Source organism: Streptomonospora alba (assembly GCF_000826685.1).
Lineage (GTDB): Bacteria > Actinomycetota > Actinomycetes > Streptosporangiales > Streptosporangiaceae > Streptomonospora > Streptomonospora alba.
This window is the reverse complement of record NZ_JROO01000014.1, coordinates 63,577-90,067: the sequence shown is the minus strand read 5'-3', so window position 1 is coordinate 90,067 and position 26,491 is coordinate 63,577. Positions and strand designations below refer to the sequence as shown.

28 protein-coding genes are annotated in these 26,491 nt (G+C 73.7%); 13 read left to right on the top strand and 15 right to left on the bottom strand.

Annotation, left to right across the window (positions count from 1 at the left end):
* The first annotated feature begins 84 nt into the window (after positions 1-84).
* The 3 genes from LP52_RS08710 (at position 85) to LP52_RS08700 (ending at position 2,686) form a co-directional block, all read left to right on the top strand.
* A complete protein-coding gene (locus LP52_RS08710; protein ID WP_052809609.1) occupies positions 85-729 on the top strand; it encodes an SCO family protein in 645 nt (214 codons plus the stop codon).
* Entirely contained in the window at positions 726-1,268 is a 543-nt protein-coding gene (locus LP52_RS08705) for a copper chaperone PCu(A)C (protein ID WP_040272299.1), read from the top strand. The genes LP52_RS08710 and LP52_RS08705 overlap by 4 nt, the downstream gene beginning before the upstream one ends.
* 86 nt (positions 1,269-1,354) lie before the next feature.
* Positions 1,355-2,686 (top strand): Dyp-type peroxidase, encoded by a 1,332-nt coding sequence (locus tag LP52_RS08700; protein WP_052809608.1) that lies wholly within the window; start codon positions 1,355-1,357, stop codon positions 2,684-2,686.
* 40 nt (positions 2,687-2,726) lie between these two features.
* Here the strand turns inward: LP52_RS08700 and LP52_RS08695 are convergent, their stop codons facing one another.
* The 4 genes from LP52_RS08695 to LP52_RS08680 form a co-directional block, all read right to left on the bottom strand.
* Complete coding sequence (locus tag LP52_RS08695) at positions 2,727-3,728, bottom strand: DUF418 domain-containing protein (RefSeq protein WP_052809630.1); 1,002 nt, start codon at positions 3,726-3,728, stop codon at positions 2,727-2,729.
* 330 nt (positions 3,729-4,058) lie between these two features.
* A complete protein-coding gene (locus LP52_RS28025) occupies positions 4,059-4,271 on the bottom strand; it encodes a helix-turn-helix transcriptional regulator (RefSeq protein ID WP_052809629.1) in 213 nt (70 codons plus the stop codon).
* 124 nt (positions 4,272-4,395) lie between these two features.
* Complete coding sequence (locus tag LP52_RS08685; RefSeq protein ID WP_040272297.1) at positions 4,396-5,250, bottom strand: ABC transporter permease; 855 nt, start codon at positions 5,248-5,250, stop codon at positions 4,396-4,398.
* Positions 5,247-6,218, bottom strand: a complete 972-nt coding sequence (locus LP52_RS08680; RefSeq protein ID WP_040272295.1) for an ABC transporter ATP-binding protein — start codon at positions 6,216-6,218, stop codon at positions 5,247-5,249. Before LP52_RS08680 ends, LP52_RS08685 begins: the two co-directional genes overlap by 4 nt.
* 211 nt (positions 6,219-6,429) lie before the next feature.
* Between LP52_RS08680 and LP52_RS08675 the strand changes: the two genes are divergently transcribed.
* Positions 6,430-7,641, top strand: coding sequence for a cytochrome P450 (locus tag LP52_RS08675; RefSeq protein ID WP_040272294.1), 1,212 nt, complete (start codon positions 6,430-6,432; stop codon positions 7,639-7,641).
* Positions 7,642-7,776: 135 nt separating this feature from the next.
* Here LP52_RS08675 and LP52_RS08670 read toward each other — a convergent pair whose 3' ends face one another.
* From LP52_RS08670 to LP52_RS08660, 3 genes are all read right to left on the bottom strand, one after another.
* Positions 7,777-8,061 carry a DUF2277 domain-containing protein gene (locus LP52_RS08670; protein WP_040272292.1) on the bottom strand — a complete coding sequence of 95 codons (285 nt, stop codon included), beginning with the start codon at positions 8,059-8,061 and terminating at the stop codon, positions 7,777-7,779.
* 53 nt (positions 8,062-8,114) lie between these two features.
* A complete protein-coding gene (locus LP52_RS08665; RefSeq protein ID WP_040272290.1) occupies positions 8,115-8,768 on the bottom strand; it encodes an HhH-GDP family DNA glycosylase in 654 nt (217 codons plus the stop codon).
* 83 nt (positions 8,769-8,851) lie between these two features.
* Complete coding sequence (locus LP52_RS08660) at positions 8,852-9,499, bottom strand: NAD(P)-dependent oxidoreductase (RefSeq protein ID WP_040272289.1); 648 nt, start codon at positions 9,497-9,499, stop codon at positions 8,852-8,854.
* A 346-nt stretch (positions 9,500-9,845) separates the two neighbouring features.
* On the opposite strand from LP52_RS08660, the gene LP52_RS08655 reads away from it, so the two are divergent.
* On the top strand, positions 9,846-10,529 hold the full coding sequence (locus LP52_RS08655) for a sulfotransferase family protein (protein WP_040272287.1): 684 nt from the start codon (positions 9,846-9,848) through the stop codon (positions 10,527-10,529).
* Between the two features lie 10 nt (positions 10,530-10,539).
* Here LP52_RS08655 and mmuM read toward each other — a convergent pair whose 3' ends face one another.
* From mmuM to LP52_RS08640, 3 genes are all read right to left on the bottom strand, one after another.
* Positions 10,540-11,430, bottom strand: coding sequence for a homocysteine S-methyltransferase (gene mmuM / locus LP52_RS08650; protein WP_040272286.1), 891 nt, complete (start codon positions 11,428-11,430; stop codon positions 10,540-10,542).
* Between the two features lie 95 nt (positions 11,431-11,525).
* Positions 11,526-12,377: an urea carboxylase-associated family protein gene (locus LP52_RS08645; RefSeq protein ID WP_040272284.1), complete on the bottom strand. Its 852-nt coding sequence runs from the start codon at positions 12,375-12,377 to the stop codon at positions 11,526-11,528.
* 52 nt (positions 12,378-12,429) lie between these two features.
* A complete protein-coding gene (locus tag LP52_RS08640; protein ID WP_040272282.1) occupies positions 12,430-13,086 on the bottom strand; it encodes a ThuA domain-containing protein in 657 nt (218 codons plus the stop codon).
* Positions 13,087-13,304: 218 nt separating this feature from the next.
* On the opposite strand from LP52_RS08640, the gene LP52_RS08635 reads away from it, so the two are divergent.
* The gene (locus LP52_RS08635) at positions 13,305-13,754 is read left to right on the top strand and encodes an SPW repeat protein (RefSeq protein WP_040272281.1); all 450 of its coding nucleotides are present in this window, start codon (positions 13,305-13,307) and stop codon (positions 13,752-13,754) included.
* 69 nt (positions 13,755-13,823) lie between these two features.
* On the opposite strand, the gene LP52_RS08630 is transcribed toward LP52_RS08635, so the two are convergent.
* The 3 genes from LP52_RS08630 to LP52_RS08620 all read right to left on the bottom strand — a co-directional run bounded on the left by LP52_RS08630 (position 13,824) and on the right by LP52_RS08620 (position 17,764).
* Positions 13,824-15,032, bottom strand: a complete 1,209-nt coding sequence (locus tag LP52_RS08630) for a CaiB/BaiF CoA transferase family protein (RefSeq protein WP_040272279.1) — start codon at positions 15,030-15,032, stop codon at positions 13,824-13,826.
* Between the two features lie 163 nt (positions 15,033-15,195).
* On the bottom strand, positions 15,196-16,692 hold the full coding sequence (locus LP52_RS08625) for an acetyl-coenzyme A carboxylase carboxyl transferase subunits beta/alpha (protein WP_040272278.1): 1,497 nt from the start codon (positions 16,690-16,692) through the stop codon (positions 15,196-15,198).
* 148 nt (positions 16,693-16,840) lie between these two features.
* Positions 16,841-17,764, bottom strand: a complete 924-nt coding sequence (locus LP52_RS08620; protein WP_040272399.1) for a sugar-binding transcriptional regulator — start codon at positions 17,762-17,764, stop codon at positions 16,841-16,843.
* Positions 17,765-18,016: 252 nt separating this feature from the next.
* Here LP52_RS08620 and LP52_RS08615 point away from each other — a divergent pair, with 252 nt between their 5' ends.
* The 5 genes from LP52_RS08615 to LP52_RS08595 all read left to right on the top strand — a co-directional run bounded on the left by LP52_RS08615 (position 18,017) and on the right by LP52_RS08595 (position 23,410).
* Complete coding sequence (locus tag LP52_RS08615) at positions 18,017-19,018, top strand: zinc-dependent alcohol dehydrogenase family protein (RefSeq protein WP_040272276.1); 1,002 nt, start codon at positions 18,017-18,019, stop codon at positions 19,016-19,018.
* Positions 19,019-19,092: 74 nt separating this feature from the next.
* Positions 19,093-20,424, top strand: a complete 1,332-nt coding sequence (locus tag LP52_RS08610; RefSeq protein WP_040272397.1) for an ABC transporter substrate-binding protein — start codon at positions 19,093-19,095, stop codon at positions 20,422-20,424.
* 58 nt (positions 20,425-20,482) lie between these two features.
* Positions 20,483-21,433, top strand: a complete 951-nt coding sequence (locus LP52_RS08605) for a carbohydrate ABC transporter permease (RefSeq protein WP_040272274.1) — start codon at positions 20,483-20,485, stop codon at positions 21,431-21,433.
* Positions 21,430-22,317, top strand: coding sequence for a carbohydrate ABC transporter permease (locus LP52_RS08600; RefSeq protein ID WP_040272273.1), 888 nt, complete (start codon positions 21,430-21,432; stop codon positions 22,315-22,317). Before LP52_RS08605 ends, LP52_RS08600 begins: the two co-directional genes overlap by 4 nt.
* A 169-nt stretch (positions 22,318-22,486) precedes the next feature.
* On the top strand, positions 22,487-23,410 hold the full coding sequence (locus LP52_RS08595; RefSeq protein WP_040272271.1) for a Gfo/Idh/MocA family protein: 924 nt from the start codon (positions 22,487-22,489) through the stop codon (positions 23,408-23,410).
* A 16-nt stretch (positions 23,411-23,426) separates the two neighbouring features.
* Here the strand turns inward: LP52_RS08595 and LP52_RS08590 are convergent, their stop codons facing one another.
* Positions 23,427-24,329: a LysR substrate-binding domain-containing protein gene (locus LP52_RS08590; protein ID WP_040272270.1), complete on the bottom strand. Its 903-nt coding sequence runs from the start codon at positions 24,327-24,329 to the stop codon at positions 23,427-23,429.
* Between the two features lie 98 nt (positions 24,330-24,427).
* Here LP52_RS08590 and LP52_RS08585 point away from each other — a divergent pair, with 98 nt between their 5' ends.
* Positions 24,428-25,357: a serine/threonine dehydratase gene (locus LP52_RS08585; RefSeq protein ID WP_040272269.1), complete on the top strand. Its 930-nt coding sequence runs from the start codon at positions 24,428-24,430 to the stop codon at positions 25,355-25,357.
* A gap of 226 nt (positions 25,358-25,583) precedes the next feature.
* On the opposite strand, the gene LP52_RS08580 is transcribed toward LP52_RS08585, so the two are convergent.
* Complete coding sequence (locus tag LP52_RS08580; protein ID WP_449336607.1) at positions 25,584-26,111, bottom strand: IclR family transcriptional regulator; 528 nt, start codon at positions 26,109-26,111, stop codon at positions 25,584-25,586.
* 104 nt (positions 26,112-26,215) lie between these two features.
* Between LP52_RS08580 and LP52_RS28740 the strand changes: the two genes are divergently transcribed.
* Entirely contained in the window at positions 26,216-26,347 is a 132-nt protein-coding gene (locus tag LP52_RS28740; RefSeq protein WP_274518795.1) for a hypothetical protein, read from the top strand.
* The last annotated feature ends 144 nt before the right edge of the window (positions 26,348-26,491 follow it).

The window sequence follows — 26,491 nt, the reverse complement described above, 5'->3', positions numbered from 1 at the left end:
GGGCGCGCTCGGCGCGGCCGGGCGTCGGCGAAAGCGCGTCCTGTTCGCACCGGGGTCGGATGTGGTGAGGAGAGGCGCTCGACGATGAGTGAGCGGCACAGCGGAGCCCTGCGCGGCAGGCTCCTTGCGACGGGGCTCGCGGCCGCAGCCGCGGCGGCCCTGGCCGGATGCGGCGGCACCGGCCAGTCGCAGGAGCCCCAGCAGCGCGAGGGCCCTTTCATGGAGGTCTCGGCGAGCGCGATGCCCGCGCCGCCCTTCGAGTTCTCCACGGCCCGGGGGAAGCCGTGGGCCTTCGGCGACGTCGCCGACGACAAGCTGACGCTGCTGTACTTCGGATACACCAGCTGCCCGGACGTATGCCCGACCACCATGGCCGACGTGGCCGCCGCGCTTCAGGGCACCGGCGCCGCAGCGGACGACTTCGACGTGGTCATGGTCAGCACCGACCCCGAGCGCGACACCGCCGAGCAGCTGCGCGGCTGGCTCGACTCGTTCGACCCGGAGTTCACCGGCGTGCGCGGGCCGATCGACGACGTCGTCACGGCGGCAGAGGCCTACGGCATCCCGATCGAGAAGTCCAAGAAGACCGAAGGCGACTACCAGGTCAGCCACGGCGAGCGGGTGGCCGTGCTCGACGGCGACGGCGCCGCCGTGGGCTTCTTCGACGAGGGGACCGCGCCGGAGGAGATGGGCGGGGTGCTCGCGCAGCTCGCCGAGGAGCGGCTGTGAGTCCGGCGGCCGCGCGCCGCGGGTTCGCGCTCGGCGCCGCCGCGCTGGCCGTCGCCGCCCTGGCCGGGTGCGGCGGCGGCTCGGGTGGCGCGGCTGCACCGTCCGCGACCGCCGCGACCGCCGACGGTGCAGCCGCCGGCCGCGACAAGGGCAGCGCCTCCAGCGGCGACATCAGCGTCGTCGGCGCATGGGTGCCCGAACCTGCCCGGCCCGACGTGGGCGCCGCCTACATGACCGTCCGCAACAGCGGCGAGGAGGACGACGCGCTGGTCGCGGCCTCCAGCAGCGTCTCCTCCGAGACCGGCATCCACATCACCGAGGCCTCCGACAGCGGTGCCCAGGTGATGAAGGAGGCCGACGAGGTGCCGGTGCCCGCCGGCGGCAGCGCGCGCCTGGAGTCCGGCGGCTACCACCTGATGCTCATGGACATCCCCGAGGCGCCGACCGCGGGCGAGGCCGTGGAGCTGACCCTGGAATTCGGCAGCGGCACCGAGGTCGAGGTCCGGGCCCCGGTTCTGAAGCGAAACGACACCCGCTGATCCTGGGCCACCGCCCCTCCCCGCATCGGGCGGTGCGGGGAGGGGCCGGCGCGGAGTGCGGCGGGAACGAGGAGTATGCACGAGCGATGACCCACGGCAGGCCGGGGCCCGACGACGGCCCGCAGCAACAGCGATTCGGCGGCGGCGTGTCGCGGCGCGGGCTGCTGGCCCGGGTGGGCGCAGCGGCGCTCATCGGTGCGGGCACCGGCCTCGGGGCGGGCGAGGCGCTGTCGCCGCCCACCGACACCGCCGCCGACACCGCCGCGCCGCCGCGGCTGCGGATGGCCGGCGCGCACGCGCCGCGGGGCGGGCCCGACCGGTTGCAGCCCGGGATCACCGGCCCCCCGCCGGCCTTCGCTCACGTCGTCGCGCTGGACCTTGCCGGATCCGGTTCAGGCGGAGGAGGCGGCGACTCGGCCGAGGGTGCCCGCGAGCGGGCGGCGGCCGTGCTGCGGGAGTGGTCGGCGGCCGCCGACCGGCTGCACCGGGAGGGGCCCGCCGCCGTCGTGCCCGGCGCCGCTTCGGCCGATCTGCTGCCCGCCTCACTGGGGGTCACCGTCGGCGTGGGGGCTTCGCTGCTGGAAGCGGTCGGCCGCCGCGACGCGCGCCCCGAGGCGATGGCCGACCTGCCGGAGTTCGCCACCGATGCGCTGCGCGAGCAGTGGTGCGGCGGGGACCTGCTGGTGCAGGTCGGCGCGGAGGATCCCATGGTCGCGGCCGCGGCCGTGCAGCACCTGCTCGCCCGGGCGCGCGAGCATACGCGTGTGCGCTGGTCGGTGCGGGGATTCCGGCGCACCTCGGCGGCGGCCGAGGATCCCGCGGCCACGCCGCGCAACCTGATGGGCCAGATCGACGGCACGAACAACCCGGCGGCGGGCTCCTCGCTGCTGGCGCGCACCGTGCAGGCGCGGCCGGGCGCCGGGCCGGACTGGATGGCGGGCGGCAGCTACGTGGTCGTCCGACGCATCCGGATGCTGCTGGAGGACTGGTTCGACACCGGTGTGGACCACCGGGAGCGCGTGATCGGACGCGACCTGGCCACCGGGGCCCCGCTCGGCCGGCACGGCCCTGATGCCGAGGTCGACCTGGGCGCCACGGGCGCCGACGGCCGCCCGGCCGTTCCCGACCACGCCCACATCCGCCTGGCCGGTCCGCAGAACAACCTCGGCGCCCGCATGCTGCGCCGCGGCTACAGCTTCGACGAGGGCTGGCGCGGCGACGGCACCCGTGATGCGGGGCTTCTGTTCATGGCCTGGCAGGCCGACCCGGCCCGGGGCTTCGTGCCGGTCCAGCAGAACCTCGCCGACAGCGGCGACGCGCTCAACGAGTACACCCGCCACGAGGGCAGTGCTCTGTTCGCCGTCCCTCGGGCCGCGTCCGAGGGGGACTACATCGGCCGGGCACTGCTGGAGGGTTAGGGCGGCCGGTGGCGGCGGCCGGGTTGCCCGTGCGGGTCGGCTAGGCGCGCTCCTTGATCGGAAGGAGCTTTCCGTAGGTGACGCATCGCCACAGCCACTCCAGCGGGCCGTAGGCGAACGCCCGCAGCCACAGCGCGCTCCACACCGCCTGCAGCAGGAGAATGCCCGCACCCAGCGCCGCCGCCTGCGCCCACAGCGAGGAGCCGTGCAGTCCCATCGCGAGTCCGATCGGGACGAACAGCAGCGCCGCGGTGACGTAGTTGGTCAGCGCCATCCGCCCCATCGGTCCAAGGACCGCGTCCAGCGGCCGCGCGGCCGGGGTGCGCATCAGCAGCAGGAACAGTCCTACGTAGCAGGCAGCCATCGACACCGACAGCAGCAGCCCGATTCGGGGCTGGGCCGGTGCGGGCAGTTCCAGTGCGACCAGGCCCACGGACGCGGCGGCCGCGGCGGCGGCCGCCGCCGCCAGTACGGCCGACTGCGCCGCGCGCCGGTGCAGGGTCTGAGCGACGCGCAGCTCCGCCAGTGCGAACCCGAGCGCGAACAGCCCCGGAAGCAGCCCGAAGCCGCCCACGCCGGCGAGGACGCCAACCGTCGTCAGTACCAGGCCGGCGGCCACGACACCGCGCCGGGGCAGGTAGCTCACCGGCAGCAGGACGAGGAAACCCGCCACGGCGAAGGGCAGCAGCACCTCACCGGGCTGGATCAGGTGCAGGAGCCCGCCCAGCACCGCCAGCGCGGTGAAGCGGCGCACGAGCAGCAGCCGCGGTTTGTCCCAGCGGCGCTCGGCCGAGCGCAGGAAGATGCCGAAGCCCAGGCCGAAGAGGAGGTAGAAGATCGGGTAGAAGCGTCCGAACACGAAGAACCGGAGCTCGAAGGGCATCTGCCCGGCGTGGGCGTACATCTCCATGGTCTGCGGGATGTTGATGAACACGATCCCGCACAGCGCGAAGCCCCGCAGGGCGTCCAGGGCGGTGATGCGGTCGGGGCTGCGGGGCGTGAGCGGCTCGGCGGTCCCGGCCTCTGCTGTGTCGCGTCGCATGCCCGCAGTCTTGCGCACACCTACCGCAGCACCGACCTCGGCCTCCCCGCACACGCTGACAGGGGCCGCAACACGATCGGCGCCGTCCCCCGGTCGCGCGGCCGGACGCCGAACGCCAGAAGCTCCTCAGCCGCCACCGTGTCCCAACCGCTGCTCCCACCCGACCCGCCGCCCGCAGACGGCCCGGCCGCTCAGCCGACGGACCCGTTCCACCGGCCGCCCGGGCTCGACCCGTGCGAGCCCAACGCCTACGGCTTCGACGCCGACGCCGCCTGCGTGCAAAGCACGGGCGCTGAACCGCAGGAGCGGAGCCCGTACCCGCCGGGGCGGTCAGCCGCCGATTCTGGGGAAGGGCTCGGTGGAGAAGACGATCTCGACGGGGACCTCGAAGTACTTCGCGATGCGCAGCGCCAGGTGCAGGCTGGGGTTGTACTCGCCGCGCTCCAGGTAGCCCACGGTCTGATAGTGCACTCCCAGCGCCTGGGCGAGCTGGCGGCGGGATACGCCGCGTTCGGCGCGCAGCACCGCGATCCGGTTGTGGATGCGCTCGGCGTCGGCTGCCGCACCGCCGCGGGTGCCGCCCTTGTGCCCGGTGCCGGAGCCGTCGGCGGCCTCGGCGGGACCGTCCTCTCCCGCCGACGCCGTCCGCTCGTCCTCGTGCCGTGCCTTAGCCACGCTGCATCGCCCTCCGGCGGCCGGCCTCGACCCGGGCTCCGGACTCGCGCCGGGCCATGCGCCGCAGGATGGGCACCGCCACCAGGAAGCCGACGACGGCCCACGCGGTGAGCACCAGGGCTGCCTGGTCCAGGCGCCAGGATTCGGTGATCTCCACGGCCAGCAACGTATCGGGCAGGAACGCCGAACGCATGCCCAGCCCGATCCAGTACAGGGGCAGAGCCTGGGCGATCCACTGCATCCATTCGGGCAGGGCGCCGGCTTGATAGAAGATGCCGGACACGCCCATCACCGCCATGAACGGCAGGACCAGCACGGCCATCACCGCGCGCGGGCTGGAGATGAGCGAGCCCGCGATCGCGCCCAGCGGCGCTGTCGCGAGGAGCCCCAGGACCAGCACCCAGGCGACCGTCGCCCAGTCGGCCGGACCTCCCGGGTCGAAACCGTCGAGCAGCAGCGTGGCCGCGACGATCAGCACGGCGACGACCGAGGCGGTGACGAGTGCGATGTGCACGGCCTTGCCGATGAGGTAGCCGATCATCCCATCGGGCACCGCCTTGGCCCGCAGCAGGGTCCCGTCCTCGCGGTCGGTGGCCAGGGTGGAGGCGACGGTCAACAGCCCGCTCATGCACACGGTGAGGCCCATCAGTCCCGGCATCCACATGTTGGCGATGGGCACGTCGGTGCCGTCGATGTCCTGGCCGCTCATGATCAGCGAGACGACGATGAAGACGGTGATCGTGCCGAAGTGGGCGAAGAGATCGCCTTTGCTGGAGAGCGTGTGGCGGTACTCGATCAGGCCCCGGCTGAAGCCGGCGCGCAGGGCGGTCATGGACGGGGCGTTCATCGGATCTCCTCGGCGAAGGCGGACGCGGCCTCGTGGGCGCCGCCCGCCTCGTAGCGGTTCACCAGGCTGATGTAGGCGTCTTCGAGGCCGGCGCGGCGCACCTCCAGGTCGGCGACCTCGTCGCCGTAGTCGGCGAACAGCCCGCGCAGGAAGGCGGTGGCGTCGGGCGTGGAGTGCACGAACCGCTGCCCGCCGCGGGTCCACTTGACCTCGGCGTCGGCGGACACCCGCCCGGCCAGCTGCTCGGCGCTGCCTTCGGCCGCCACACGGCCGCCGGCGAGGATGAGGATGCGATCGGCGAGCTTCTCCGCCTCGTCGAGGTCGTGGGTGGTCAGCAGGATCGCGGTGTTCTCGTCGGCCAGGCCGTGCACGAGGTCGTGGAAGCCGCGGCGCGCCTCGGGGTCGAAGCCGGCCGTGGGCTCGTCCAGAAACAGCACCTCGGGCCTGCCGACGATGCCGATGGCGACGTCGAGCCGGCGCCGCTGCCCGCCGGAGAGGGTGTTGATCCTGCGGCGGGCGTAGTCGCTCAGCCCCACGGTCTCCAGCAGTTCGGGCACGGCCCGCGGCTTGGGCCGCCCCGGTTCGGCGTAGGGGGCGTAGAAGCCGGCGAGGTGGGACAGCAACTCCTCGACGCGCCAGCGGCCGTGGTCGCGCCAGGACTGCATGACCACGCCCAGCCGCGCCCGCCAGCGCTCGTCGGCCGTGGCGGGGTCGGCGCCCAGCACGCGGACGTCGCCGGCCGAGCGTGCCCGGAACCCCTCGAGGATCTCCACGGTGGTGGTCTTGCCGGCGCCGTTGGGCCCCAGCAGCACCACGACCTCGCCGGAGCGGACGTGCAGGTCGACCCCGGCGAGCACCTCGCTGTCGCCGTAGCGCATCCGCAGCCCCGAGACCTCGACGGCGGCGCCGGGCCCGTCGGCGCCGCCGTGCGCGGCCGGCGCGTGCGTGTCCTCCTCCACCAATGCCATAACCTTCCTACCTTCCGTATTGCGGACACTATTTTTTATAGCACTCCTACTACATTCTTGCCAACACGTACGAGAACGCGCAGACCACGGGGGTGCGACCCCGCGGAGGCCGCTGGCCACAACCGGCACCGAGCCTTGTCCGCCCGGCGCCGGCTCGGCCATCATCACCGCAGGTAACCACCCGCACGCCGCCACAGCCGCAGGGAGCCGCATGGACCTCGCCGCGCTCGACGCCTTCCAGCGCGACCCGTATCCCCACTACGCGCGGGCGCGCCGCGAACCGGGGCTCGTATTCTCCGCGGAGCTGGACGCGTGGCTGGTGACGCGCTACTCCGACGTCCGCGAAGCGCTGTCCCGCCCTGAGGACCTGTCCTCGGCCGGAGCCCTGCGGCCCGACGCGACCCCGGTGCCCCGAGCCCGGGCGGAGATGGCCAAGGGCGTGGGCGGGGGCGGCGTCGTCCTGTCCTCCGACGGCGAGGCCCACCACCGCTACCGCGCGCCCCACACCCGCGGCCTCTCGGCGGCCCGCGTCGCGTCGGTGCAGGACTTCATCGGCGAGCGCACGGCGCGCATCGTCGACGGCCTGGCCGCCGAGGACGGTGCCGACCTGGTGGAGAACCTGGCGCGGCGGCTTCCCGGGGAGGTGATCGGGCGTCTGCTGGGGCTGGAGGCCCAGGACGTGCCGGCGGTGGTACGCGGCGGCTACCGTGCCACCGAACTGGCGTTTCGCCCGATGGAGGCCGAGGACCAGGTCGCGGCCGCGCGGGAGATCGCGCGGCTTCAGCACCGGATGGACGACTACGTGCGCAGCCGCCACGCCGAGCCGCGCGACGACCTGATCACCGAGTTCGTGAGTGCGCTGGCCCCCGCCGGCGCCCGGGAGCTCACCCGCGAGCAGCGCGGCGAGTGCGTCTCCTCGCTGCAGAACCTGCTGCTGGCCGGACACCTGACCACCAGCGCGCTGATGGCCTCGATGCTGCTGCACCTGCTGCGCCACCGCGAGCAGTGGGAGGCGCTGTGCGCGCGCCCCGAGCTGATCCCCGACGCCGTGGAGGAGTGCGCCCGGTTCGACTCCCCCATCCAGGGCTTCCGCCGCCGGGCCGCCGCCGACACCTCCCTGGGCGGCACGCGGCTGCCGCAAGGCGCCGTCGTGTTCGTCTCCTTCGGCGCCGCCAACCGCGCCCCCGCGCGGTTCGCCCGGCCCGATCGCCTCGACGTCACCCGCCGCCCACGGGGCCACCTCGGGTTCGGGCACGGGGTGCACGCCTGCCCGGGGGCGCGCCTGGCCCGTGCACAGCTGACGACGGTGCTGCACGAACTGACACGGCGCCTGCCGGGCGCCCGCCTGGCCCCGGAGGCCCGCGTGCGCATGCTGCCCACCATGATCCACCGCTCCCCCGAGCGCCTGGACGTGCGGTGGTGAGCGGCGCGGCACCGCGGCGGCAGGTCGGCCCGCGCGCCGGCGCCGGTTACCGGCGCCCATGCCGGCCACACCGGCGGCGGCGTGCGGGGCGCCGTCCGCGACCGGCGGGCGCACCGGGGCTCGGGGACCGTCGGGTCAGGCGGGCGGCGGAGCGTTCTCGTAGCGTATGCGGGCGCGCTCCTTCGCGCGGGCGGCGTCCTGCTCGCGCGAACGCGGCGGCGCCGAGGTGACCAGGGAGTCCAGCAACTCGCCGGTCGCGGCGGCCACCGCCTCGACCGCGCGGTCGAAGGCCTCGCTGTTGGCTGCCGAGGGATGCGTGCTGCCGCTGACCTTCCGGACGTACTGCAGGGCGGCCTCGCGGATCTCGGCCTCGGTGGTGGGCGGTTCGTAGTTGTGCAGGCGGCGGATGTTTCGGCACATGGCTCTACGCTACGCCGCACCGCCGACATCCTGCGCGTGGGCGTTCCCGCCGATCAGGCCGCCTGAGCGGTCACCTTCTCGGCCAGCTCCCGCTGGCGGGCGACACGCACCAGCCCGCCGCAGAAGGCGGCCAGGTCGTCGCCGTCGACCAGCGCGGCCAGCTTGTCCCGGGAGGCCGGCAGGCCCACCCGGTCGGCGCCCTTGCGGGCGAGCTTGTCCACGTAGGGCCGCAGCCACGGCCAGACCTCTTGGACCTCGCGGCAGAAGATGTCGGCTCCGGTGGGCCCCACGCCCGTGAACTCCTGCAGGGCCTTGGTCAGGGCGGTGCGTTTGCCCTCGGCCTCCTCGGCGAGCCGGCGCAGGTCTCCCCCGTAGCGCTCGCGGGCGAACTCGGCACACTCGCCCAGCCTGGTCGCGGTGCTCTCGTCGTAGCGGACGTAGTGTCCGCGCCCCAGCGCGTCCACGCGCTGCTGCCAGGTCAGCTCCGCCATCCCCTGGGGCGTGGTGCCGCCGGCCTCGTTCAGCTCGCGCGCGGCGGCGACGGCGATGTCGGCGGAGATGCGTGTCGAGACCAGGTTGACCAGGACCAGCAGCTGCCACAGCGGCGCGGGCCGGTCGGCCAGACCGATGCCCGCCTCCCGGGCCATCGTTCCCCCGACCTCGCTGAGCACCTGCTGGGCGATGTCCTTCTCGCGTTCGGCGGCCATGGCGGCCTCCTCCCTGACTGCTGTGCTGTGCGTCCTGCCGAGCGCGGACCGCGCCGGGCCCGCGGGCCGGGCGGTCCCGCGTGCTAGTCCCCCACGGTGAAGCGCTCGTTGCGGTGGCGCGGCGACTCGATCTCGTCGACCAGCGCCACCGCGTAGTCCTCGGCGCTGATGCGGCTGTTTCCCCGGCCGTCGGCGACGAGCCGGTCGGTGTCGGTGCGGTAGCCGCCGGTGCGCTCGCCCGGCTCGATCACCGCCGGCGGGCTGAGGTTGGTCCAGTCGAGGTCGGTGACGCCGCGCAGGAACTCCAGCGCGTCGCCGTGGGCGTGCATGGTCTCGAGGACGTCCTCGGGCAGCCCGGGGGTGTCCCACACCTGCTTGCCCGGGACCGTCTCCAGGCTTCCGGCGCCGCCGACCATGATGAAGCGGGGCGGCTCCCGAAGGTCGCGCAGCGCCGCCACGATCGTGCGGGCCGAGGGCTCGACGAGTCTGCGGTGGCCGCTGCCGTCGCCGCCGCCGACCGCGCTGACCAGTACGTCCCGGCCGCGTGCGGCGGCGGTGACGGCGCTGGGGTCGAGCACGTCGGCGTCGGCCACCCGCAGCCGCTCGTCTTCGTGGGGCAGCCGCGTGCGGTCGCGGGCCAGAGCGGTGACAGTGTGTCCGCGGTGGAGCGCCTCGTCGACGATGCGGGATCCGATCATTCCGCTGCCGCCGAAGACGGCGATGTCGGCCATAGCGCCTCTGCCTTTCCGTGTGTCGCCGGCCGCCGGCGGGCGGGGACGCGCCGGCCGTGCCGCCGCGCGGGTCCCGCCGTGGGCGTGCGGGCGGTGCCGCTCGTGTCACCGTCCCGCTACCCAGTCGGGCGCGCGGATCGCGTGTGCATTTGGACCTGATCGGGATCCACCGCGGGTTGCCGCAGGCGGCAGGCGTGGAGGGGCCCGGATGCGCTCCACCGCGCGCGGGTGGCCCGATCCGGTCCCGCGGCGGCTCTGGCCGAGCGCGCGGTGCGGGGCGAGAATCGCGGTCGGCGCGAACCCGAGGAAGGCCACGAGTCCGAGCGCACAACGGAAGGCGGATCGCATGGTCCAGGTCATCGGCGCGGGGCTGCCGCGCACCGGCACGAGCTCGATGAAGGCGGCGCTGGAGCGACTGGGCTTCGGCCCCACCTACCACATGTTCGAGTTCCTCTCCCATCCCGAGCACATGCCCCGGTGGAGCCACGCGGTCTACGACGACCCCGTCGACTGGGACTACGTCCTGCAGGGCTACGGCTCGGGCGTCGACTGGCCCTTCTCCTACTTCTGGCGCGAACTCGCCGCCGCCTATCCGCAGGCGAAGGTCGTGCTCAACGACCGCGACCCGCACAGCTGGTACACCAGCATGTCCAGCACCATGTTCGGCTTCGTCGCCACGCTGCGCGGCGACGTCGCGATGCCCTCGCCCGACGAGGGGTGGATGGACATGGACCGCATGATCGCGATGATGCGCATTCTGTGGACGTCGCTGTTCGGCCAGTGCGACCACGAGCCCGACGAGCAGGAGGCCGTCACGGCGTTCCGGCGGCACCGCGCCGCGGTCGTCGAGGCCGTGCCGGCCGAGCGGCTGCTGGTCTACGAGCTCGGCCAGGGCTGGGGGCCGCTGTGCGAATTCCTGGGTGCGGCCGAGCCCGACACGGCTTTTCCGCACCTCAACGACACCGAGGCGATGCACGGGGTCGTGGCCGACCTCGCGGCCGGGCGCAAGGTGACGACGCCGTTCTCCTGAGGTGCGGGCGTCAGTCCAGGTGAGCGCGGATCCGCCGGATGTGCTCGGGGGTGGTGCGGCAGCAGCCGCCGATCAAGCGCGCTCCGGCCTGCTGCCATCGCCGTGCGGCCGCGCCGAAGGCCTCGGGGTCGCTGCTGCCGCGCCAGGTGCCCGCGGCGGCGTCCCAGGTCTCGCCGGAGTTGGGGTAGACCACCGCGGGTGCGCCCCGCACCCGGGCGATGAGGCCGCCGATGCGGCTCGGGGCGGTGCAGTTGGCGCCCACGGCCACCACCTGTTCGCGGTCGGCCAGCAACTCGGCGCAGCGCGCCAGCGGGGTGCCGTCGCTGATGTGCTCGGCGTCGGCGCAGCTGAAGCTGAACCAGGCCCGCACGCCGGGAGTCTCCTCCAGCAGCCGGACCAGGGCCTGCGCCTCGGTGTAGGAGGGGATGGTCTCGCAGGCCAGCAGGTCGGCGCCGCTTTCGGCGAGCAGGTGCCAGCGTTGCCGGTGCCAGTCGGCCAGGGCGTCGGCGCCGATGCCGGGGCCGTAGTCGCCGGTGTACTCCGAGCCGTCGGCCAGGGCCGCACCGTAGGGGCCGATGCCGGCGGCGACGATCCCGCCGCCGGACTCGTCGCGGGCCTGGGCGGCCAGGCCCACCGAGGAGGCGATCAGGGTGCGGGCCTGGGCGCGGGTCAGGCCGCGGGCGGTGAACCCGTCGACGGAGGCCTGGTAGGAGGCGGTGATGGCCACGTCGGCACCGGCGGCGAAGAAGTCGCGGTGGGCCCGGCGGATCATGTCGGGGTCCTCGTGCAGCAGCCGCGCCGACCACAGCTCGTCGCTGAGGTCGCAGCCGAGCTCCTCCAGCCGGGTGGCCAGCCCGCCGTCCAGCACGAGGGTGGGGCCCTCTTCGCGCACGGCGTCCATGGCCCCAGCCTATGCGGCCGCCCAGCCCGCTCCCGGCGGCGCTACGCATCAGCGTTGATCTTGTACCTACGGTCAACGGGGGAAAGCCCGGTCGCCTAGAAGGCGTCCTCGCCCCACTGGGGGCGGCGCAGGCCGTGCATCCCGGCGTAGGCGGCCGTCTGCGGCGGCGACCAGCCCTCGAGCACGTCCCGGGGCGGGCGCAGCACCTCCACGGACAGGGGACGGCACACCGCGAGCGGGTCGCCGGCCTCGGGCCCCCACAGGTCCACCGACAGGTCACCGCCCGGGCACGTCGACAGCGCCATCAGCAGGTCGGTCTCGGCGAAGAACTCGATGTGGTCGCCGGCGCGGGCGGGACTGGCCTTCATGAAGTACCGGTCCTCGTCGTTGAGCCCGGTGCATTGGAAGACGTTGAGGACGTCGTGCACGTCGAACTCGGTGAGCCCGTAGCCCATGACCGCGCGGGTGAGGTTGGAGTGGCAGTGGAAGTCGAAGTCCTCGCCGGTGAGCATGCGGTTGACGTAGGGGTCGCAGCGGGTGCCCAGCAGGTCGTGGACACGGCCTCCCTCGGCGTCGGTGCCGTAGTCGGCGAGGGTGTCGGCGGTGACGGTGGCCAGCGGGCGCAGGAAGGGCAGCGTCGACCAGAGGCGGTCGTAGGTGGTGACGTGCGCGGCCTGCAACTGGCGGGTGCGCGATGCCCAGAGGCGCTCGCGGGGGTCGTGCCGGTTCCAGATGTTGAGATCGCCCACCTGCGGCCCCTCGGGGGTGCCGATCCGGCACAGGTGGCCGACGGGCACCTCCCAGGCGCGGCCCGAGCGGATGGGCACGGTGAAGGCCTCGACGGTCTCGCGGCCGCCGGCGGCCCGGGCGAGGCGCGCGTAGAAGGCGCGGTCCACATCCAGTGCGCCTCCGGGGCCGGCCTGGTAGGCGGCGGGCGGTGATGCCATCGGTGCGCTCCCCTCGTCCGGCGCTGTGCCGTGCGGCTGCGGGTGTCGGCGGCTACCACGCGGCGGCATAGCGTATACCGCCGAGCAGGTGGGAGCGGAAGTCCGGGTCGGAATAGGCGGAGGAAGGGTGGCCCAGGGCGGTGTAGAAGCAGCGGCCGGCCCCCACGTCGCGGCACCAGGCGAGGGGATGGTCGGGGCCCATGCCGCCGCCGTTGTAGGTGTCCTCCTCGACCGAGAGCAGAACGCGGGCGCCGCCGCCGCGGGGATCGCGGTCGAAGTCGTACCACTCGTCGGTGAGCGTCCAGGACTCGCCCAGGTGGGCGGTGGCGGGATGGACGCCGTCCTCCACGCGCACCCTCGCCTGCTGGACCTCGGGGTGGCGGGTGAACCGGGCGCCGACCAGCTCGGCGTAGAAGGGCCAGTCGGGCTCGGCGGTGGAGGCGGCGTGGATGCCGCAGAAGCCGCCGCCGGAGGTGACGTAGTCGGCCAGCGCGGCCCGTCCGGCGCCGTCGAGGACCTGGCCGGAGGTGCTCAGGAAGACCACGGCGCTGTATCGGCCGAGCGCGCCGCCGCTCAGGACGGCGGGGTCCTCGGTGGCCTCGGCCTCGAACCCGTGGCGGCGGCCCAGCTCCTCCAGCGCGGCGACGCCCGCGGGGATGGAGTCGTGGCGGTATCCGGTGGTGCGGCTGAACACGAGTACACGTTCCATGCGACAGCACCCTAACCGGCGGGCGCCCGCGGGGCGGCCCGACGGCCCGGCGGCGGGCGGTGCGGGGTCCCGCCCGCCGCCGGGCACCACGCGTGGACGCGATCGCCGCGCTCGCCCCGAGTCCGAGGATTGTATTTCTGCTTTAGGTGCACGCGTACCCGCGCGGCGGGCTAGCGGACTCCGCGAAGACGAACACCGTCTCGTAGGAGGTGCTAACCATGGTCGAGTCGGCCAACTCCACCATCGAGCAGCACCCGGACATCGCGGCCATGCGTGCCGGTTCGGAGGCCGCCCTGACCAACCCCGCGGCCCAGGCCGCCGAAGGGCCGGCCCTTCTCACCGGCCTCTACATCGCCGCGTCTCCCTGGATCGTCGGGTTCGGCCTCAGCACCAACCTGGCGATCACCAACCTGATCGTCGGCCCGGCCTTCATGGTCATGCTGGTGGACTTCGGTTCCGCATTCGAGCGGACCCACGGCATGAGCTGGGCGGCGGTCGGCATCGGGGTGTGGACGGTCATCGCGCCCTGGGCGGTCGTGGGCCCGCCGGCGGCCGGCGGCACCGTCGTCAGCAACGTCGTCGCCGGCGCGCTTGCCGCGCTCCTGGCCCTGTTCATCACGAGCCTGGGCATGGGCAAGAGCCCGAGCCGCTTCGGATCCCGCGGCTGAGGCATCCCTCCCCGCGACCGAGCAGGGGCCGGGCTCGCACGAGGGCCCGGCCCCTTTCGTGTGCCCGGCTCAGGAGCCGGACTCGTCGAGGGTGTCCAGCCAGGCCCGGACCGTGTCGTTGTGTTCGCCGAGGCGGGGCGGGGGGCGGTGGTCGGGCGGGGTTTCCGAGTCGGGGTCGGCGGGGTCGCTGAAGCGCACGGCCGATCCGGGCAGTTCGATGCCGCCCAGGACCGGGTGGTCGACCTCGGCGAGCAGGCCCTGGGAGCGGACCTGGTCGGACTCATAGACCTGGTCGAGCGTGCGGACGGCGCCGCAGGGGACTCCGACCGCGCCGATGCGCTCCAGCCAGGCCTCGCGTCCGTCCTCCGCCAGTGCCGCTTCGATCGCCTCGTTGAGCGCGGGCCGGTTGGCCACCCGCGCGGCGTTGTCGGCGAAGCGGGGGTCGTCGGCATCGATGCCCAGCAGACCGGCGAACTTCTGCCACTGGCCCTGGCTGGCGACGGCGACCTGCAGCATGCCGTCGGCGCAGGTGTAGGAGCCGTACGGGGCGATGGAGGGATGGTGGTTGCCGATGGCCCCGGGTACCTCCCCGGCCACGGTCCAGCGGGTGCCCTGGAAGGCGTGCACCCCCACGATGGAGGACAGCAGCGAGGTGCGCACCACCCGGCCGCGGCCGGTGCGCTGGCGCTCGTAGAGGGCGCTGAGCGCGCCGTAGGCGGCGTTCATCCCCGCGAGAAGGTCGCCGATGGGCACGCCCACCTTGGTGGGGGTCTCGTGGTCGGGCCCGGTGAGACTCATCAGCCCGGCCTCGCCCTGGGCGATCTGGTCGTAGCCGGCGCGGCCGCCCTCGGGACCGTCGTGGCCGAAGCCGCTGATGGAGCACTGCACCAGGCGCGGGTTGAGTTCGGCCATGCGCTCGGCGGTGAAGCCGAGGCGGTCCAGCACGCCGGGGCGGAAGTTCTCCACGAGCACGTCGGCGGCCCGCACCAGGCGGGTGAGCACCGCGGCCCCCTCCGGGGACTTCAGATCGAGTTCGACGGACTCCTTGTTGCGGTTGCAGGAGAGGAAGTAGGTGCTGATCCGCTCGTCTTCGGGGCCGACGAACGGCGGCCCCCAGCTGCGGGTGTCGTCGCCGGTGCCGGGCTGCTCGACCTTGATCACCCGCGCGCCGAGGTCGCCCAGCAGCATGGCGGCGTGCGGCCCCGCCAGCGCGCGTGACAGGTCGACGACGACGATGCCGCTCAACGGCCCTTCGGAACTGCTCGCTTGCTCCGCCACGTGAGGAGCCCCCTTGGTTCGCTCTTCGCCGACCGTGCCGTCGACTCCGGTGTCCCCGGCGCCGTCCGATGTCGTGGGGTTGGATGTTTCGACATTGTGCCGATGCGGTGGATGCGCTGCTGCGGCGGCCCCGCCTTCACGCGTGCGCGGCGGTGTGCGCCGCTCATCCGGGCAGGCCCAGACGCCTATAGCGGTCGTGGCGGCTGCCCAGGCGCCGCTCGGGGTCGGTGTGCAGCAGGGCGGCGAGTTCGTGGCGCAGGGCGGCGCCCATGCGGGCGCAGAAGGCTTCGGGCTCGTCTGCGGCGTCGCCGCGCTCGGCCACGATCCTGTCGACGATGCCGTCCTCGCGCAGCCGCGCCGAGCGCACGCCTTGCAGCTCGGCCAGTTCGGCGGCGCGGTCGGTGGTGCGGTGCACGATGGCGCTGGCGCCCTCGGGCGGTAGCGGCGACAGCCACGCGTGCTCGGCGGCGACGACGCGGTCGCCCGGAATCAGCGCGAGCGCCCCTCCCCCGGTGCCCTGGCCCAGCAGCACCGCCAGGGTCGGGGCGCGCAGTGTGACCAGCTCGGTCAGGCAGCGGGAGATCTGGCCGGCCATGCCCTGCTCCTCGGCTTCCCGCGAGAGCGCGGCACCGGGGGTGTCGATGACGGTGACCAGGGGCAGGTTCAGTTCCTCGGCGATGCGCATGCCGCGGCGGGCCTCGCGCAGCGCGGCGGGGCCCAGAGGGTGCTCGCTGGTCTGACGGGAGCGGTCCTGGCCCAGCAGCACGCAGGGGGCACCGCCGAAGCGGGCCAGGGCGAGCAGCAGCCCGGGGTCGGCCTCGCCCTCGCCGGTGCCCTTGAGGGGCACGACGTCGCCGGCGGCGCGCCGCAGCAGGTCGCGCACGCCGGGGCGGTCGCGGCGCCGCGAGCGGGTGATCGACTCCCAGGCGGAGACCTCGCCCAGGGGCTCCTCGACCGGCGCGGGGACCGCGGGCAGCGTGTCGGCACGGGCCAGCAGCACGTTGAGGGCCCGCTCGGCGGTGGCGGGCAGGTCCTCGACGCCGAGTACGGCGTCGACGAGGCCGCGCCGGTAGAGGTTCTCCGCCGACTGCACTCCCTCGGGGAAGGGCCGGCCGTAGAGCTGCTCGTAGACGCGGGGGCCGAGGAATCCGATGAGCGCGCCGGGTTCGGCGACGGTGACGTGGCCTTGGGAGCCCCAGGAGGCCAGGACGCCGCCGGTGGTGGGGTGGCGCAGGTAGACGAGATAGGGCAGACCCGCCGCCTTGTGCGCGGCGATGGCGGCGGAGATCTTGACCATGGTCAGGAAGGCGACGGTGCCCTCCTGCATGCGGGTTCCGCCGGATGCGGGGGCGGCCAGCAGGGGCAGGCGCTCGGCCGTTGCGCGTTCGACGGCTGCGGTCAGGCGTTCGGCGGCGGCCACCCCGACCGACCCGGCGAGGAAACCGAATTCGCAGGCGAGCACGGCCACGCGGCGGCCGCGCAGCAGGCCTTCACCGGTGACGACGGCCTCGTCGCAGCCGCTGCGCTCGCGCGCGGCGGCCAGTTCGGCGGCGTAGCCGGGATCGGCCGCGACGTCCAGCGGTTCACTGTCCCAGGAGCTGAACGAGCCCGCGTCCAGCGTCTTGTCGAGCAGCTCGTGGGCACCGTACCTGCGGCCCATCGCACCCCCTCCGTCGGCAGTCGCCGGGCCGCGCGCGGCCCGGCGCCGCGTACGGCCAGGGCACAGACTGTAACCCGCGCCCGACCAGGGCGTCGGCGCCGGGGTCGGGGCCCGCGCGGCGGTCGCCCGGCGGCCGGGGCCCGCGCCCTCAGCCCAGCAGCTCCGTGGCCGTGGCCGCGTCGGTGACCAGGGTGGATATCAGGCCGCTGCGCAGGACCACGCCGATGGCCTCGGCCTTGCCGGGCCCGCCGGCCACCGCGATCACGTCGGGCACCCGCGCCAGCTGGAGGTCGGTGATGGCCAGCACGCGTTCGTCGAGATCGCTGTGCACGCGGGTTCCCGCGGAGTCGAACAGCTGTGCGGAGATCTCGGCGCGCACCCCCTTGGTGCGCAGCTCCGCGCGCGCCCGGGCGTCCAGGCAGGCGTAGACGGTGGAGCTCTGCTCGTCCCAGCCGCCGATGGAGACCACGGCTTTGGTCAGCCGGTCGAAGCGCGACAGGGCGCCGGCGATGCCGGGATCGCTGCGCAGCGCGCGGGCCGTGGTGGCGTCGGGCAGAATCAGCGGCGCGTAGATGGGATAGGCCGCTCCGCCGGAGAGCTGGGCGGCGCGCTGCACCGACTCCACCGACCCCTCGCTGGCGTCTTCGCCGTAGGTGCGGTGGGAGACCACGCCGCCCAGCTGCACGGTGGTGCAGCGCGCCAGCCGGGTCAGTTCGGCGCCGACGGCGTTGACGGTGCGCCCCCAGGCCAGGCCGAGCACGTCGCCGTCCTCGACGATCTCGGAGAGCAGGTCGGCGGCCACCGACCCCAGGTGGCGGTGGGTCTGGGCGGAGTCCTCGGAGCCGTCGACGACGATGGCGCGCTCCAGGCCGAAGGCCGCGCGCAGCCGGTCGGAGAGGTCGGGGTCGATGCGCGCGGGCACCCGGATGGAGATCCGCACGATCCCGCTCTCCCGCGCGGTCTCCAGCGCGCGGGCGACTTTGAAGCGGCTGATGCCGAATTCGTCGGCGATCTCCACCTTGGAGCGCCCGTCCAGGTAGAACCGGCGCGCGACGGTCGAGACCAGCACCAGCTCCGCGGGCCCCTTGAACGGGGGCCTGTGCTGTGGTGCCGCTGCGTCGGGGGCCTCCTGCGGAACCCCGTCCGTTCTGCTCATCTGATCACCGTTCCGCTCATACGTGAATCATACGTTGACAGCACGTTTCCGCGGGGTTTGAATGTGACGCATCACATGAGCGACGAACCGCTCATCTGAGCATCAATCGAGCACCAATGCCTGTGCGCTCGCGTACAGGGGCACCCGTATGAGGAGCAAGGAGCGGCCGTGCGCGCAGCGATCATCGAACGTCCCGGAACCGTCACGGTGGGAGACCGTCCCGATCCCGCTCCCGCCGCCGACGGCGTGGTGGTGCGCGTGGGCGCCTGCGGCGTCTGCGGCACCGACCTGCACATCGCCGACGGAGAGTTCCCTCCCAGCCCCTACCCGCTGGTGCCCGGCCACGAATTCGCCGGGGAGGTGGTGGCTGTGGGCTCCGACGCCCCCGGCGGGCTGCGCGAGGGCGACCGGGTGGCCGTGGACCCCTCCCTGTTCTGCGGCCACTGCACCTACTGCCGCGCCGGCCGCGGCAACCTGTGCGCCAACTGGGGCGCCATCGGCGACACCGTCGACGGCGCCTTCGCCGATTACGTCGCCGCCCCTGCCGTCAACTGCCACCGCCTGCCCGAGCACGTGGGCTACCGCGAGGCCGCCGTGGTCGAACCGCTCTCCTGCGCGGTGCACGGTGTACGCCGCATCGGCGTGCACGCCGCCGAGCGCTTCCTGCTCATGGGCGCCGGGACCATGGGCCTGCTGCTGCAGCAGCTCCTGCAGCAGAACGGCGCCGAGGTCACCGTGGTCGACCGCAACACCGAACGCCTGGAGCTGGCCAAGGCGCTGGGCGCCGCAGCCACCGCCGCCGACGCGGCCGAACTCGACGACGAGCGCTTCGACGCCGCCGCCGACGCCACGGGCGCGCCCCCGGCCATCGAGGCGGCCTTCGGCGCGCTGCGCCGCGGCGGGCGGCTGCTGGTCTTCGGCGTCGCACCCGACGACGCCCGCGTCGCGCTGTCACCGTTTCGCATCTACAACGACGAGATCACCGTCGTCGGCTCCATGGCCGTGTTGAACAGCTACGGCGCCGCCCTGGACCTGCTGGCTGCGGGCCGGGTGCGCACCGACGACCTGCTCACCCACGCCTTCGCGCTGGCGGAGTTCCCCGGCGCCCTGGAGGCGATGCGCGCCGGAACCGGCGTGAAGGTGCAGGTCCTACCCACCGACGCGGCCTGAGGCCGCACAGCACGACCGTCGAGGAGGAGAACCCGTTGCCGAGGACGAAAGGCCGCCCCGGGCGGTTCGCGGCGCTGGGCGCACTGGGCGCCGCAGTGTCACTGGTGTCGGGCTGCGCGGGCGCGGGCGGCGTCGCCGCGGGCGGCGACGGCACGACGCTGGTGGTCGCCATCGTGTCCAACCCCCAGATGGAGGACGCCATCTCGCTGCGCTCGGACTTCGAGGAGGAGTACCCGGGCATCGACCTGCGCTTCGTCACACTTCCCGAGAACGAGGCCCGCGCCAAGATCACCACGTCCATCGCCACCGGCGGCGGCGAGTTCGACGCGGTCATGATCAGCAATTACGAGACCCGGATGTGGGCCGAGAACGGGTGGCTGGAGAACCTGCAGCCCCACATCGACGCCACCGAGGGCTACGATGCGGGCGACTTCCTGCAGCCCATCCGCGAGTCCCTCTCCTACCGGGGCGACATGTACTCCGTGCCGTTCTACGGGGAGTCGTCGTTCCTGGCCTACCGCAAGGACCTGTTCGACCAGGCCGGTCTGGAGATGCCGGCCGACCCCACCTGGGCCGAGGTCGCCGACCTCGCGGCCGAACTGCACGATCCCGAGTCGGGCACGGCCGGCATCTGCCTGCGGGGTCTGCCGGGCTGGGGCGAGGTGCTGGCCCCCTTCAACAGCATGCTCAACACCTTCGGGGGCCGCTGGTACGACCAGCAGTGGAACGCCCAGCTCACCTCGCCCGAGTTCCGCCGCACCGCGGAGTTCTACGTGAACCTGGTGCGCGAGCACGGCCAGCCCGGGGCCGCCAACAGCGGCTTCGGCGACTGCCTGACCCGCTACAGCCAGGGCAACACCGCCATGTTCTACGACGCGACGGCGATGGTCAGCACGGTCGAGGACCCCGACTCCAGCAAGGTCGCCGGCAAGAGCGGCTATGCGCCCGCGCCGGTTTCCGAGACCGACTACGGCGGCTGGCTCTACACCTGGTCGCTGGCCATCCCGGAGACCTCCGAGCACAAGGACGAGGCCTGGCGGTTCCTGTCGTGGATGACCGACAAGGAATACACGGAGAAGGTCGCCGAGGAGTACGGCTGGGAGCGCGTACCGCCCGGAAACCGCATCTCCACCTTCGAGAACCCGCAGTACCAGGACGTCGCGTCGGCCTACGCCGAGCCGATGCGCGAGGGCATCGCCGACGCCGACCCGAAGGACCCGGGCATGCGCCCCGTGCCCTACACCGGCGTCCAGTTCCTGGCCATCCCCGAGTTCCAGGACCTGGGCACCCGGGTCAGCCAGCAGCTCAGCGCCGCCGTCGCCGGGCAGATCAGCGTCGACGAGGCCCTGGAGCAGAGTCAGCAGTACGCGCAGTCGGTGGGCGACAGCTACAAGGAGACACGATGAGCACTCGACGACGCGGCCGCCCCTGCACGGCCGCCCCCGCGGTGGGGAGGGTGCCGCGATGAGCGCGACCGCCACCGCCCCCGCGGAGCGCCCGGCGGCTCCCGCCCGCACGCCGCGGGCCCGACGGCGCGCCCACGGCTGGTCACTGCGCGCCCCGCTGCTGCCGGCGCTGATCTTCACGATCCTGGTCACGCAGCTGCCGTTCCTCTTCACGATCTTCTACTCGCTGCGGTCGTGGAACCTGCTGCGCCCGGACTCGGGCACCTTCGCCGGGCTGGACAACTACGCCTACGTGCTCACCGACGCCCAGTTCCTGGGGGCGGCGCTGAACACCGTCGTCATCACGGCCTCGTGCGTGCTGATCTCGATGGCGGTCGGAATCGGGCTCGCGATGCTGCTCGACCGCAAGTTCCTGGGGCGCGGGGTGGTGCGCACCCTGCTGATCACACCGTTCCTGATCATCCCGGTGGCCACCGCGCTGCTGTGGAAGACGACCATGTTCGACCCGGTCTTCGGGCTGCTCGGGTTCGTGCTCACCCCCTTCGGGCTGGGCGACGTGAACTGGGTCTCGCAGTACCCGGTCGTCTCGGTGGTGACCGCGCTGGTGTGGCAGTGGAGCCCGTTCATGATGCTGCTGGTACTGGCCGGGCTGCAGAGCCAGAGCCGCGACGTGGTCGAGGCCGGCCAGGTCGACGGCGCCAACCGGTGGCAGATGTTCACCAACGTCACGCTGCCCCACCTGCGCCGCTACATCGAGCTGGGCGTGCTGCTGGGGTCGATCTACGTGGTCAACACCTTCGACACGATCTACATGATGACCCAGGGCGGGCCCGGCACCGCCAGCTCCAACCTGCCGTTCTACATCTACCAGCGGACCTTCCTCGGGTTCGACATCGGCCAGTCGGCGGCCATGGGCGTCATCGTGGTCATCGGCACCATCGTCGTGGCGACACTGGCGCTGCGGCTGATCTTCCGCACCTTCATGTCCGACCAGGAGGCGAAGTCGTGACCGCCACCGCCCCTGCCCCCCGTACACGCCCGGCCGCGGTCCCCACCCCGCGCCCCGCCCCGCGCCGCCGCCGCGGCAGCGTGGGCGGGACCGCCCTGACCGTGCTGACCTGGGCGATCGCGCTGGTGTTCGTCTCGCCTGCGCTGTGGATGGTGCTGACGGCCTTCAAAACCGAGGGCATCGCCCAGACCGATCCGCCCACGCTGCTGTTCCAGCCGACACTGGATCAGTTCCGCAACGTCGTCGGCGCGGACTTCATGCCCTATGTCGGCAACTCGCTGATCGCCACCCTGGCCTCGACCGCCCTGGTGCTGGTGCTGGGCACCCCCGCCGCCTACGCGCTGTCGATCCGGCCCGTCAAACGCACCAAGGACGTGCTGTTCTTCTTCATCTCCACCAAGATGCTGCCGCTGGTGGCGGTGGTCGTGCCGATCTACGTCGCGGCGGCCGAGGTGGGCATGCTGGACAACATCTGGACGCTGGTCGTGCTCTACACGGCGATGAACCTGCCGATCGCGGTGTGGATGCTGCGCTCGTTCTTCCTGGAGGTTCCCGCGGGCGTCGTCGAGGCCGCGCAGATGGAGGGCGCGAGCCTGCCGCGGGTCCTGTGGTCGGTGATGCTGCCGATCATGGCGCCCGGCGTCGCCGCGACGGCGCTGATCTGCATGATCTTCTCGTGGAACGAGTTCTTCTTCGCGGTGAACCTGACGGCGTCGCAGGCGGCCACCGTGCCGGTGTACCTGGTCGGGTTCATCACCAGCGAAGGGCTGTACTGGGCGCAGCTGGCCGCCGCGGCCACGCTGGCGTCGCTGCCGATCGTGGTCATCGGCTGGATGGCCCAGCGCCAGTTGGTCCGCGGGCTGTCGATGGGCGCGGTCAAGTAGGCGCGGGCCCCGCGGGGCCCTTCCCCAGGGGACGGGGCGGCCGGGAGCCGCGCGGCCGGTCGGCAGGGCCGCGCGGACCCGGCCGCCCCACTGTGCGCCCGCACGCGTCCGCCGGGCAGAATGGCGCAGGACGGGGCACGGGGCCGCGCCGCCGGAGAGGAGACGCCGCATGGGCTTGAGGATCGGACTGCTGGGAACGGGCTACTGGGCCCGCGAAACCCAGGGGGCGGCGCTGGCCGCGCACCCCGACGCCGAGTTCGTCGGCGTGTGGGGACGCAACGCCGAGCGCACCCGGGCGCTGGCCGACCTCTACGGAGTGGCCGCCTACTCCGACTCCGACGCCCTCATCGCCGACGTCGACGCCGTGGCGATCGCGCTGCCGCCCGATGTGCAGGCCGAAGCCGCGCTGCGCGCCGCGCGGGCCGGGCGGCACCTGCTGCTGGACAAGCCGGTGGCCTTCACCACCGAGGCCTCCGGCGCCATCGCCGCCGAGGTCCGGCGCCGGGGCCTGGCCGGCGTCGTCTTCTTCACCATGCGCTTCTCCCCGCGCATCCGGGAGTTCCTGCGCGAAACCGCTGCGGCCGGGGGATGGGACGGTGCGCAGGCGGCCATGCTCGGCTCCGCGCTGAGCACCGACAGCCCCTACGCCCAGTCCCCGTGGCGCCGCGAGCGGGGCGGGCTGTGGGACGCCGGCCCGCACGCCCTGTCGGTGCTGCTGCCGGTCCTGGGGCGGGTCGAGGAGGTCACCGCGGTGGCGGGGCCGCACAAGACCACCCATCTGCTGCTGAGCCACCGCGGGGGCGCCGTGAGTTCACTCGCGCTGACGCTGGAGGCGCCGCCCGCGGGGTCTCGCCGCGAGTTCCTCTTCCACGGCGAGAACGGCGTGGCCTGCCTGCCCGACGCCGGCCAGGACCCGGTGACCGCGTTCTCGGCGGCGATCGACCGGCTGCTGGCCCAAGCCGGGAAGGGCGCCGACGCCGTCGCCGATGAGTGCGGCACCGGATTCGGACACGAGGTCGTCGAGGTCCTGGAAGCCGCGGCGCTCGCGCTCGAACGCCGCGCGACGGTGCCCGTGGGCGCCTCCGACGGCTGAGCACCCGCCGCGGGCCTCAGTACGGCGGGCACCGGGCGGAGCGGCGCAGCATGTCCACCATGGCCGGCACCGGCGCGGGCGGCCTGCGCCGGTGCACGATGGAGATCTCGCGCGCCGGCGCCGCTCCGCCGGGCGGCTCGGCGACCCAGCCCTCCGCGGGCGCGGCGTCCAGGATCATCCGCGGGACCAGTCCGATGCCCACGCCCGCGCGGATCAGCGCCAGCATCACCTCGTAGTCGCGGGTCTCGTAGGCCACCGCCGGCCGCACGCCCTCGGCGGCCGCGGCCGACTCCAGCGCGATGCGGTTGGAGATGCCGGGGGCGCCGCAGATCCACTCCTGCTCGGCGAGGTCGGCCAGGCGCGGCGCGGTCCCCGCGGCCGGATGGCCTTCGGGCAGCACCAGCAGCAGCGGGTCGACCAGGATGCGTTCGCGGTGCAGCCCGGCGGCGGCGGGCACCTGCACGCCGGGATAGCGGTGCGTGATGAGCAGGTCGAGCTCGCCGGAGGTGACCTGCCCGTAGCCGTCGGGCGGCTCCACGTCCGACAGCGACAGCCGCACCTGGGGGTGGGCCTGCCCGAACGCGGCCAGTGCTTGGGGCACCAGCAGCTTGCCGGCGCTGGCGAAGGCGCCCAGCGACAGCCGCACCGGCGCCTCGCCGGCGGCGGCGCGCACCGCGGACTCCGCGTCGTGCAACTCGCCCACGACCCGTTCGCCGTAGGCCAGCAGCACCCGGCCCGCCCGCGTCAGCCGTACGCCGGTGCGTGAGCGCTCCACCAGCGCACACCCCAGTTCCCGCTCCAGTTTGGTCAGCTGCTGGGACAGCGCCGGGGCGGTGAAGGCCATGTTCTCGGCGGCCGCGGCGATCGATCCGGCGTGGGCGACCTCCACGAGCACACGCACCCGGTCCGCATCCAGCACCCGGAGCCACCTCCCGCACGCACCCGACCAAAGCGATGCTTAATCATACTTAGCAACCGCAACTTTAACTTAAGCATCGGGCAAGGCAGTGTGGAGGCATGACACCCGCGCCGACAGCCACGACCTCCCTGCCCACGCCCGCCGACGTCACGGCCGCCGCCGAGCGCATCGCCCCCTACGCCCGCCGCACTCCGGTGCTGACCGTGCGCGTCGACGGGCGCCCGCTGACGCTCAAGTTGGAGCACCTGCAGCGAACGGGCGCGTTCAAGCTGCGCGGCGCGCTCAACGCGATGGTGGCCGCGGGCGCGCCGCGGCGCGTGGTGACGGCCTCGGGAGGAAACCACGGACTGGGTGTGGCCGCGGCGGCGCGGATGCTGGGCACCGAAGCGCTGGTCTACGTGCCCGAGACGGTGCCCGAGGTCAAGGCGCGCCGGCTGGAGGAGTCGGGGGCCGAACTGATCCGCATCGGAGCCCACTACGCCGAGGCGGCCCAGGCCGCCCGCTCCCGCGCCGACAGCGAAGGGCTGCGCTACCTGCACGCCTACGACGACCCCGACGTCGTGGCCGGCCAGGGCACGATCGGCCGCGAGATCGCCGAGGACGCGCCCGAGTGCGACTGCGTCGCGGTGGCCGTGGGCGGCGGCGGACTGGTGGCCGGTGTGCGCCTGGGAGCGGGCGGACGCCGTGTGCTGGGTGCGGAGCCCGAGGGCTGCCAGAGCCTGCACGCCGCCCTGGCCGCGGGCGGGCCGGTGGACGCGCCGGTGGACTCGGTGGCCTCCTCGGCGCTGGGCGCGACACGTGTGGGCGACGTGCCCTTCGGGGTGCTGCGCGAGTACCCCGTCGACACCGCGCTGGTCACCGACGCCGAGATCACCGCGGCCCGCGACCGGCTGTGGGAGGAGTTCCGCATCGCAGCGGAGCCCGCGGCGGCCGTCCCCTTCGCGGCCTGGCTGTCCGGCCGGGTGCCCGGCGACCACCCCTGCCTGGTCGTCTGCGGGGCCAACGCCTCCTGGACCCCGCAGGGCTAGGTTCTGCTTTCGAACGGGTGAGATCGCGCAGCCGGATCCGGATCGCGGCGACGTGGACCGTCCCGTCGAAGAGCGCGGCCCGCTTGTCGTACCTGGTCGCCGCCGAACGGTGCCGCGTCGGCGCCCGGGTCGCCGGCATGCCAGTGAGCTGACCCGGGCGGCGGGCGCCGAGACCGCCCGGCCCGCCGCAGCGCCCGCGCCCGTCGACCCGGGCCGCCGTGCCGGATCACTCGCCGGTGCCCGAGCGGGGCGCTTCCTCCGTCGTCGATTCGGCGGTGCCGCTGAGGGCACGGCTCAAGGACAGGCCGGCGAGCATGAGCGGCCGGGCGAAGGACCACGCGCCGTCGTCGTTGGGGACGACCAGGCCCATCGCGGCGACCACGCGGCGGTCCTTGCGTACCGGCACCGCCACCCCCGCCGCGTCGGGGTGGATGTGGCCTCGGCAGAAGGCGAATCCGCGCTGCCGGACCTCCGCCAGTTCGGCGCGCAAAGCACGTTCGTCGCTGATGGTGTGCTCGGTGTAGGAGGCGAAGGGGCCCTGGAGCACGCGTTCGCGCGGCCCGCTCGGTGCGTGGGCCAGCAGGACCGGACCCGCCGACGAGGCGTGCAACGGCAGGCGCCCCGCGATCTTGGTGATGTTGACGACCGATCCGGGCGCGGTGAGCCGCTCCACGAACAGCACCTCGTCTTCCTCCAGCACGCCCAACTGGGTCGAGTGGCCCGCCACCGACTGCAGGTCGCCCATGTGGGCCAGGGCGAGCCGTCGGTGCGGGCGACCGGCGTCGGATGGGGCATCGGCGTCGGGCGGATCGGGGCCGTCATCTCGCCGCTGGCCGCAGGGTGGCTGCTGGACGCGGGATGGACGCCCGGGGTCTGTTCCTGCTCGTCGCCGGCGTTCTGCTGCTGGGAGGCCTGGTCGTAGGCAACCTCCGGGTCGGCGCAGGCCGACAGCGACCCGCCCCGGCCGCCGCGAAGACCGAGAGCGCCTGAGGTCCGCCGACCGGAATCTGCCGGCAGGCGTCCCGGCCGAACGGACGGGCGGGAGGACGGCGCCGCGCACGAGGCAGCCTCCAAGCACTCCCGCGGCGCCGCCTCCCGCGTCGAGCGTGACCCCGCACACGCCGACGGCACAGC

Bases quoted from the DNA above. Each gene is read 5' to 3' on its own strand.
- LP52_RS08700 (WP_052809608.1), top strand. From the start codon at position 1,355: ATGACCCACGGCAGGCCGGGGCCCGACGACGGCCCGCAGCAACAGCGA.
- LP52_RS08710 (WP_052809609.1), top strand. From the start codon at position 85: ATGAGTGAGCGGCACAGCGGAGCCCTGCGCGGCAGGCTCCTTGCGACG.
- mmuM (WP_040272286.1), bottom strand. From the start codon at position 11,430: ATGGACGCCGTGCGCGAAGAGGGCCCCACCCTCGTGCTGGACGGCGGG.
- LP52_RS28740 (WP_274518795.1), top strand. From the start codon at position 26,216: ATGGACGCCCGGGGTCTGTTCCTGCTCGTCGCCGGCGTTCTGCTGCTG.
- LP52_RS08585 (WP_040272269.1), top strand. From the start codon at position 24,428: ATGACACCCGCGCCGACAGCCACGACCTCCCTGCCCACGCCCGCCGAC.
- LP52_RS08680 (WP_040272295.1), bottom strand. From the start codon at position 6,218: ATGGCATTGGTGGAGGAGGACACGCACGCGCCGGCCGCGCACGGCGGC.
- LP52_RS08660 (WP_040272289.1), bottom strand. From the start codon at position 9,499: ATGGCCGACATCGCCGTCTTCGGCGGCAGCGGAATGATCGGATCCCGC.
- LP52_RS08645 (WP_040272284.1), bottom strand. From the start codon at position 12,377: ATGGCATCACCGCCCGCCGCCTACCAGGCCGGCCCCGGAGGCGCACTG.
- LP52_RS08665 (WP_040272290.1), bottom strand. From the start codon at position 8,768: ATGGCCGCCGAACGCGAGAAGGACATCGCCCAGCAGGTGCTCAGCGAG.
- LP52_RS08685 (WP_040272297.1), bottom strand. From the start codon at position 5,250: ATGAACGCCCCGTCCATGACCGCCCTGCGCGCCGGCTTCAGCCGGGGC.
- LP52_RS08675 (WP_040272294.1), top strand. From the start codon at position 6,430: ATGGACCTCGCCGCGCTCGACGCCTTCCAGCGCGACCCGTATCCCCAC.
- LP52_RS08605 (WP_040272274.1), top strand. From the start codon at position 20,483: ATGAGCGCGACCGCCACCGCCCCCGCGGAGCGCCCGGCGGCTCCCGCC.
- LP52_RS08625 (WP_040272278.1), bottom strand. From the start codon at position 16,692: ATGGGCCGCAGGTACGGTGCCCACGAGCTGCTCGACAAGACGCTGGAC.
- LP52_RS08635 (WP_040272281.1), top strand. From the start codon at position 13,305: ATGGTCGAGTCGGCCAACTCCACCATCGAGCAGCACCCGGACATCGCG.
- LP52_RS08670 (WP_040272292.1), bottom strand. From the start codon at position 8,061: ATGTGCCGAAACATCCGCCGCCTGCACAACTACGAACCGCCCACCACC.
- LP52_RS08640 (WP_040272282.1), bottom strand. From the start codon at position 13,086: ATGGAACGTGTACTCGTGTTCAGCCGCACCACCGGATACCGCCACGAC.
- LP52_RS08695 (WP_052809630.1), bottom strand. From the start codon at position 3,728: ATGCGACGCGACACAGCAGAGGCCGGGACCGCCGAGCCGCTCACGCCC.
- LP52_RS08655 (WP_040272287.1), top strand. From the start codon at position 9,846: ATGGTCCAGGTCATCGGCGCGGGGCTGCCGCGCACCGGCACGAGCTCG.
- LP52_RS08595 (WP_040272271.1), top strand. From the start codon at position 22,487: ATGGGCTTGAGGATCGGACTGCTGGGAACGGGCTACTGGGCCCGCGAA.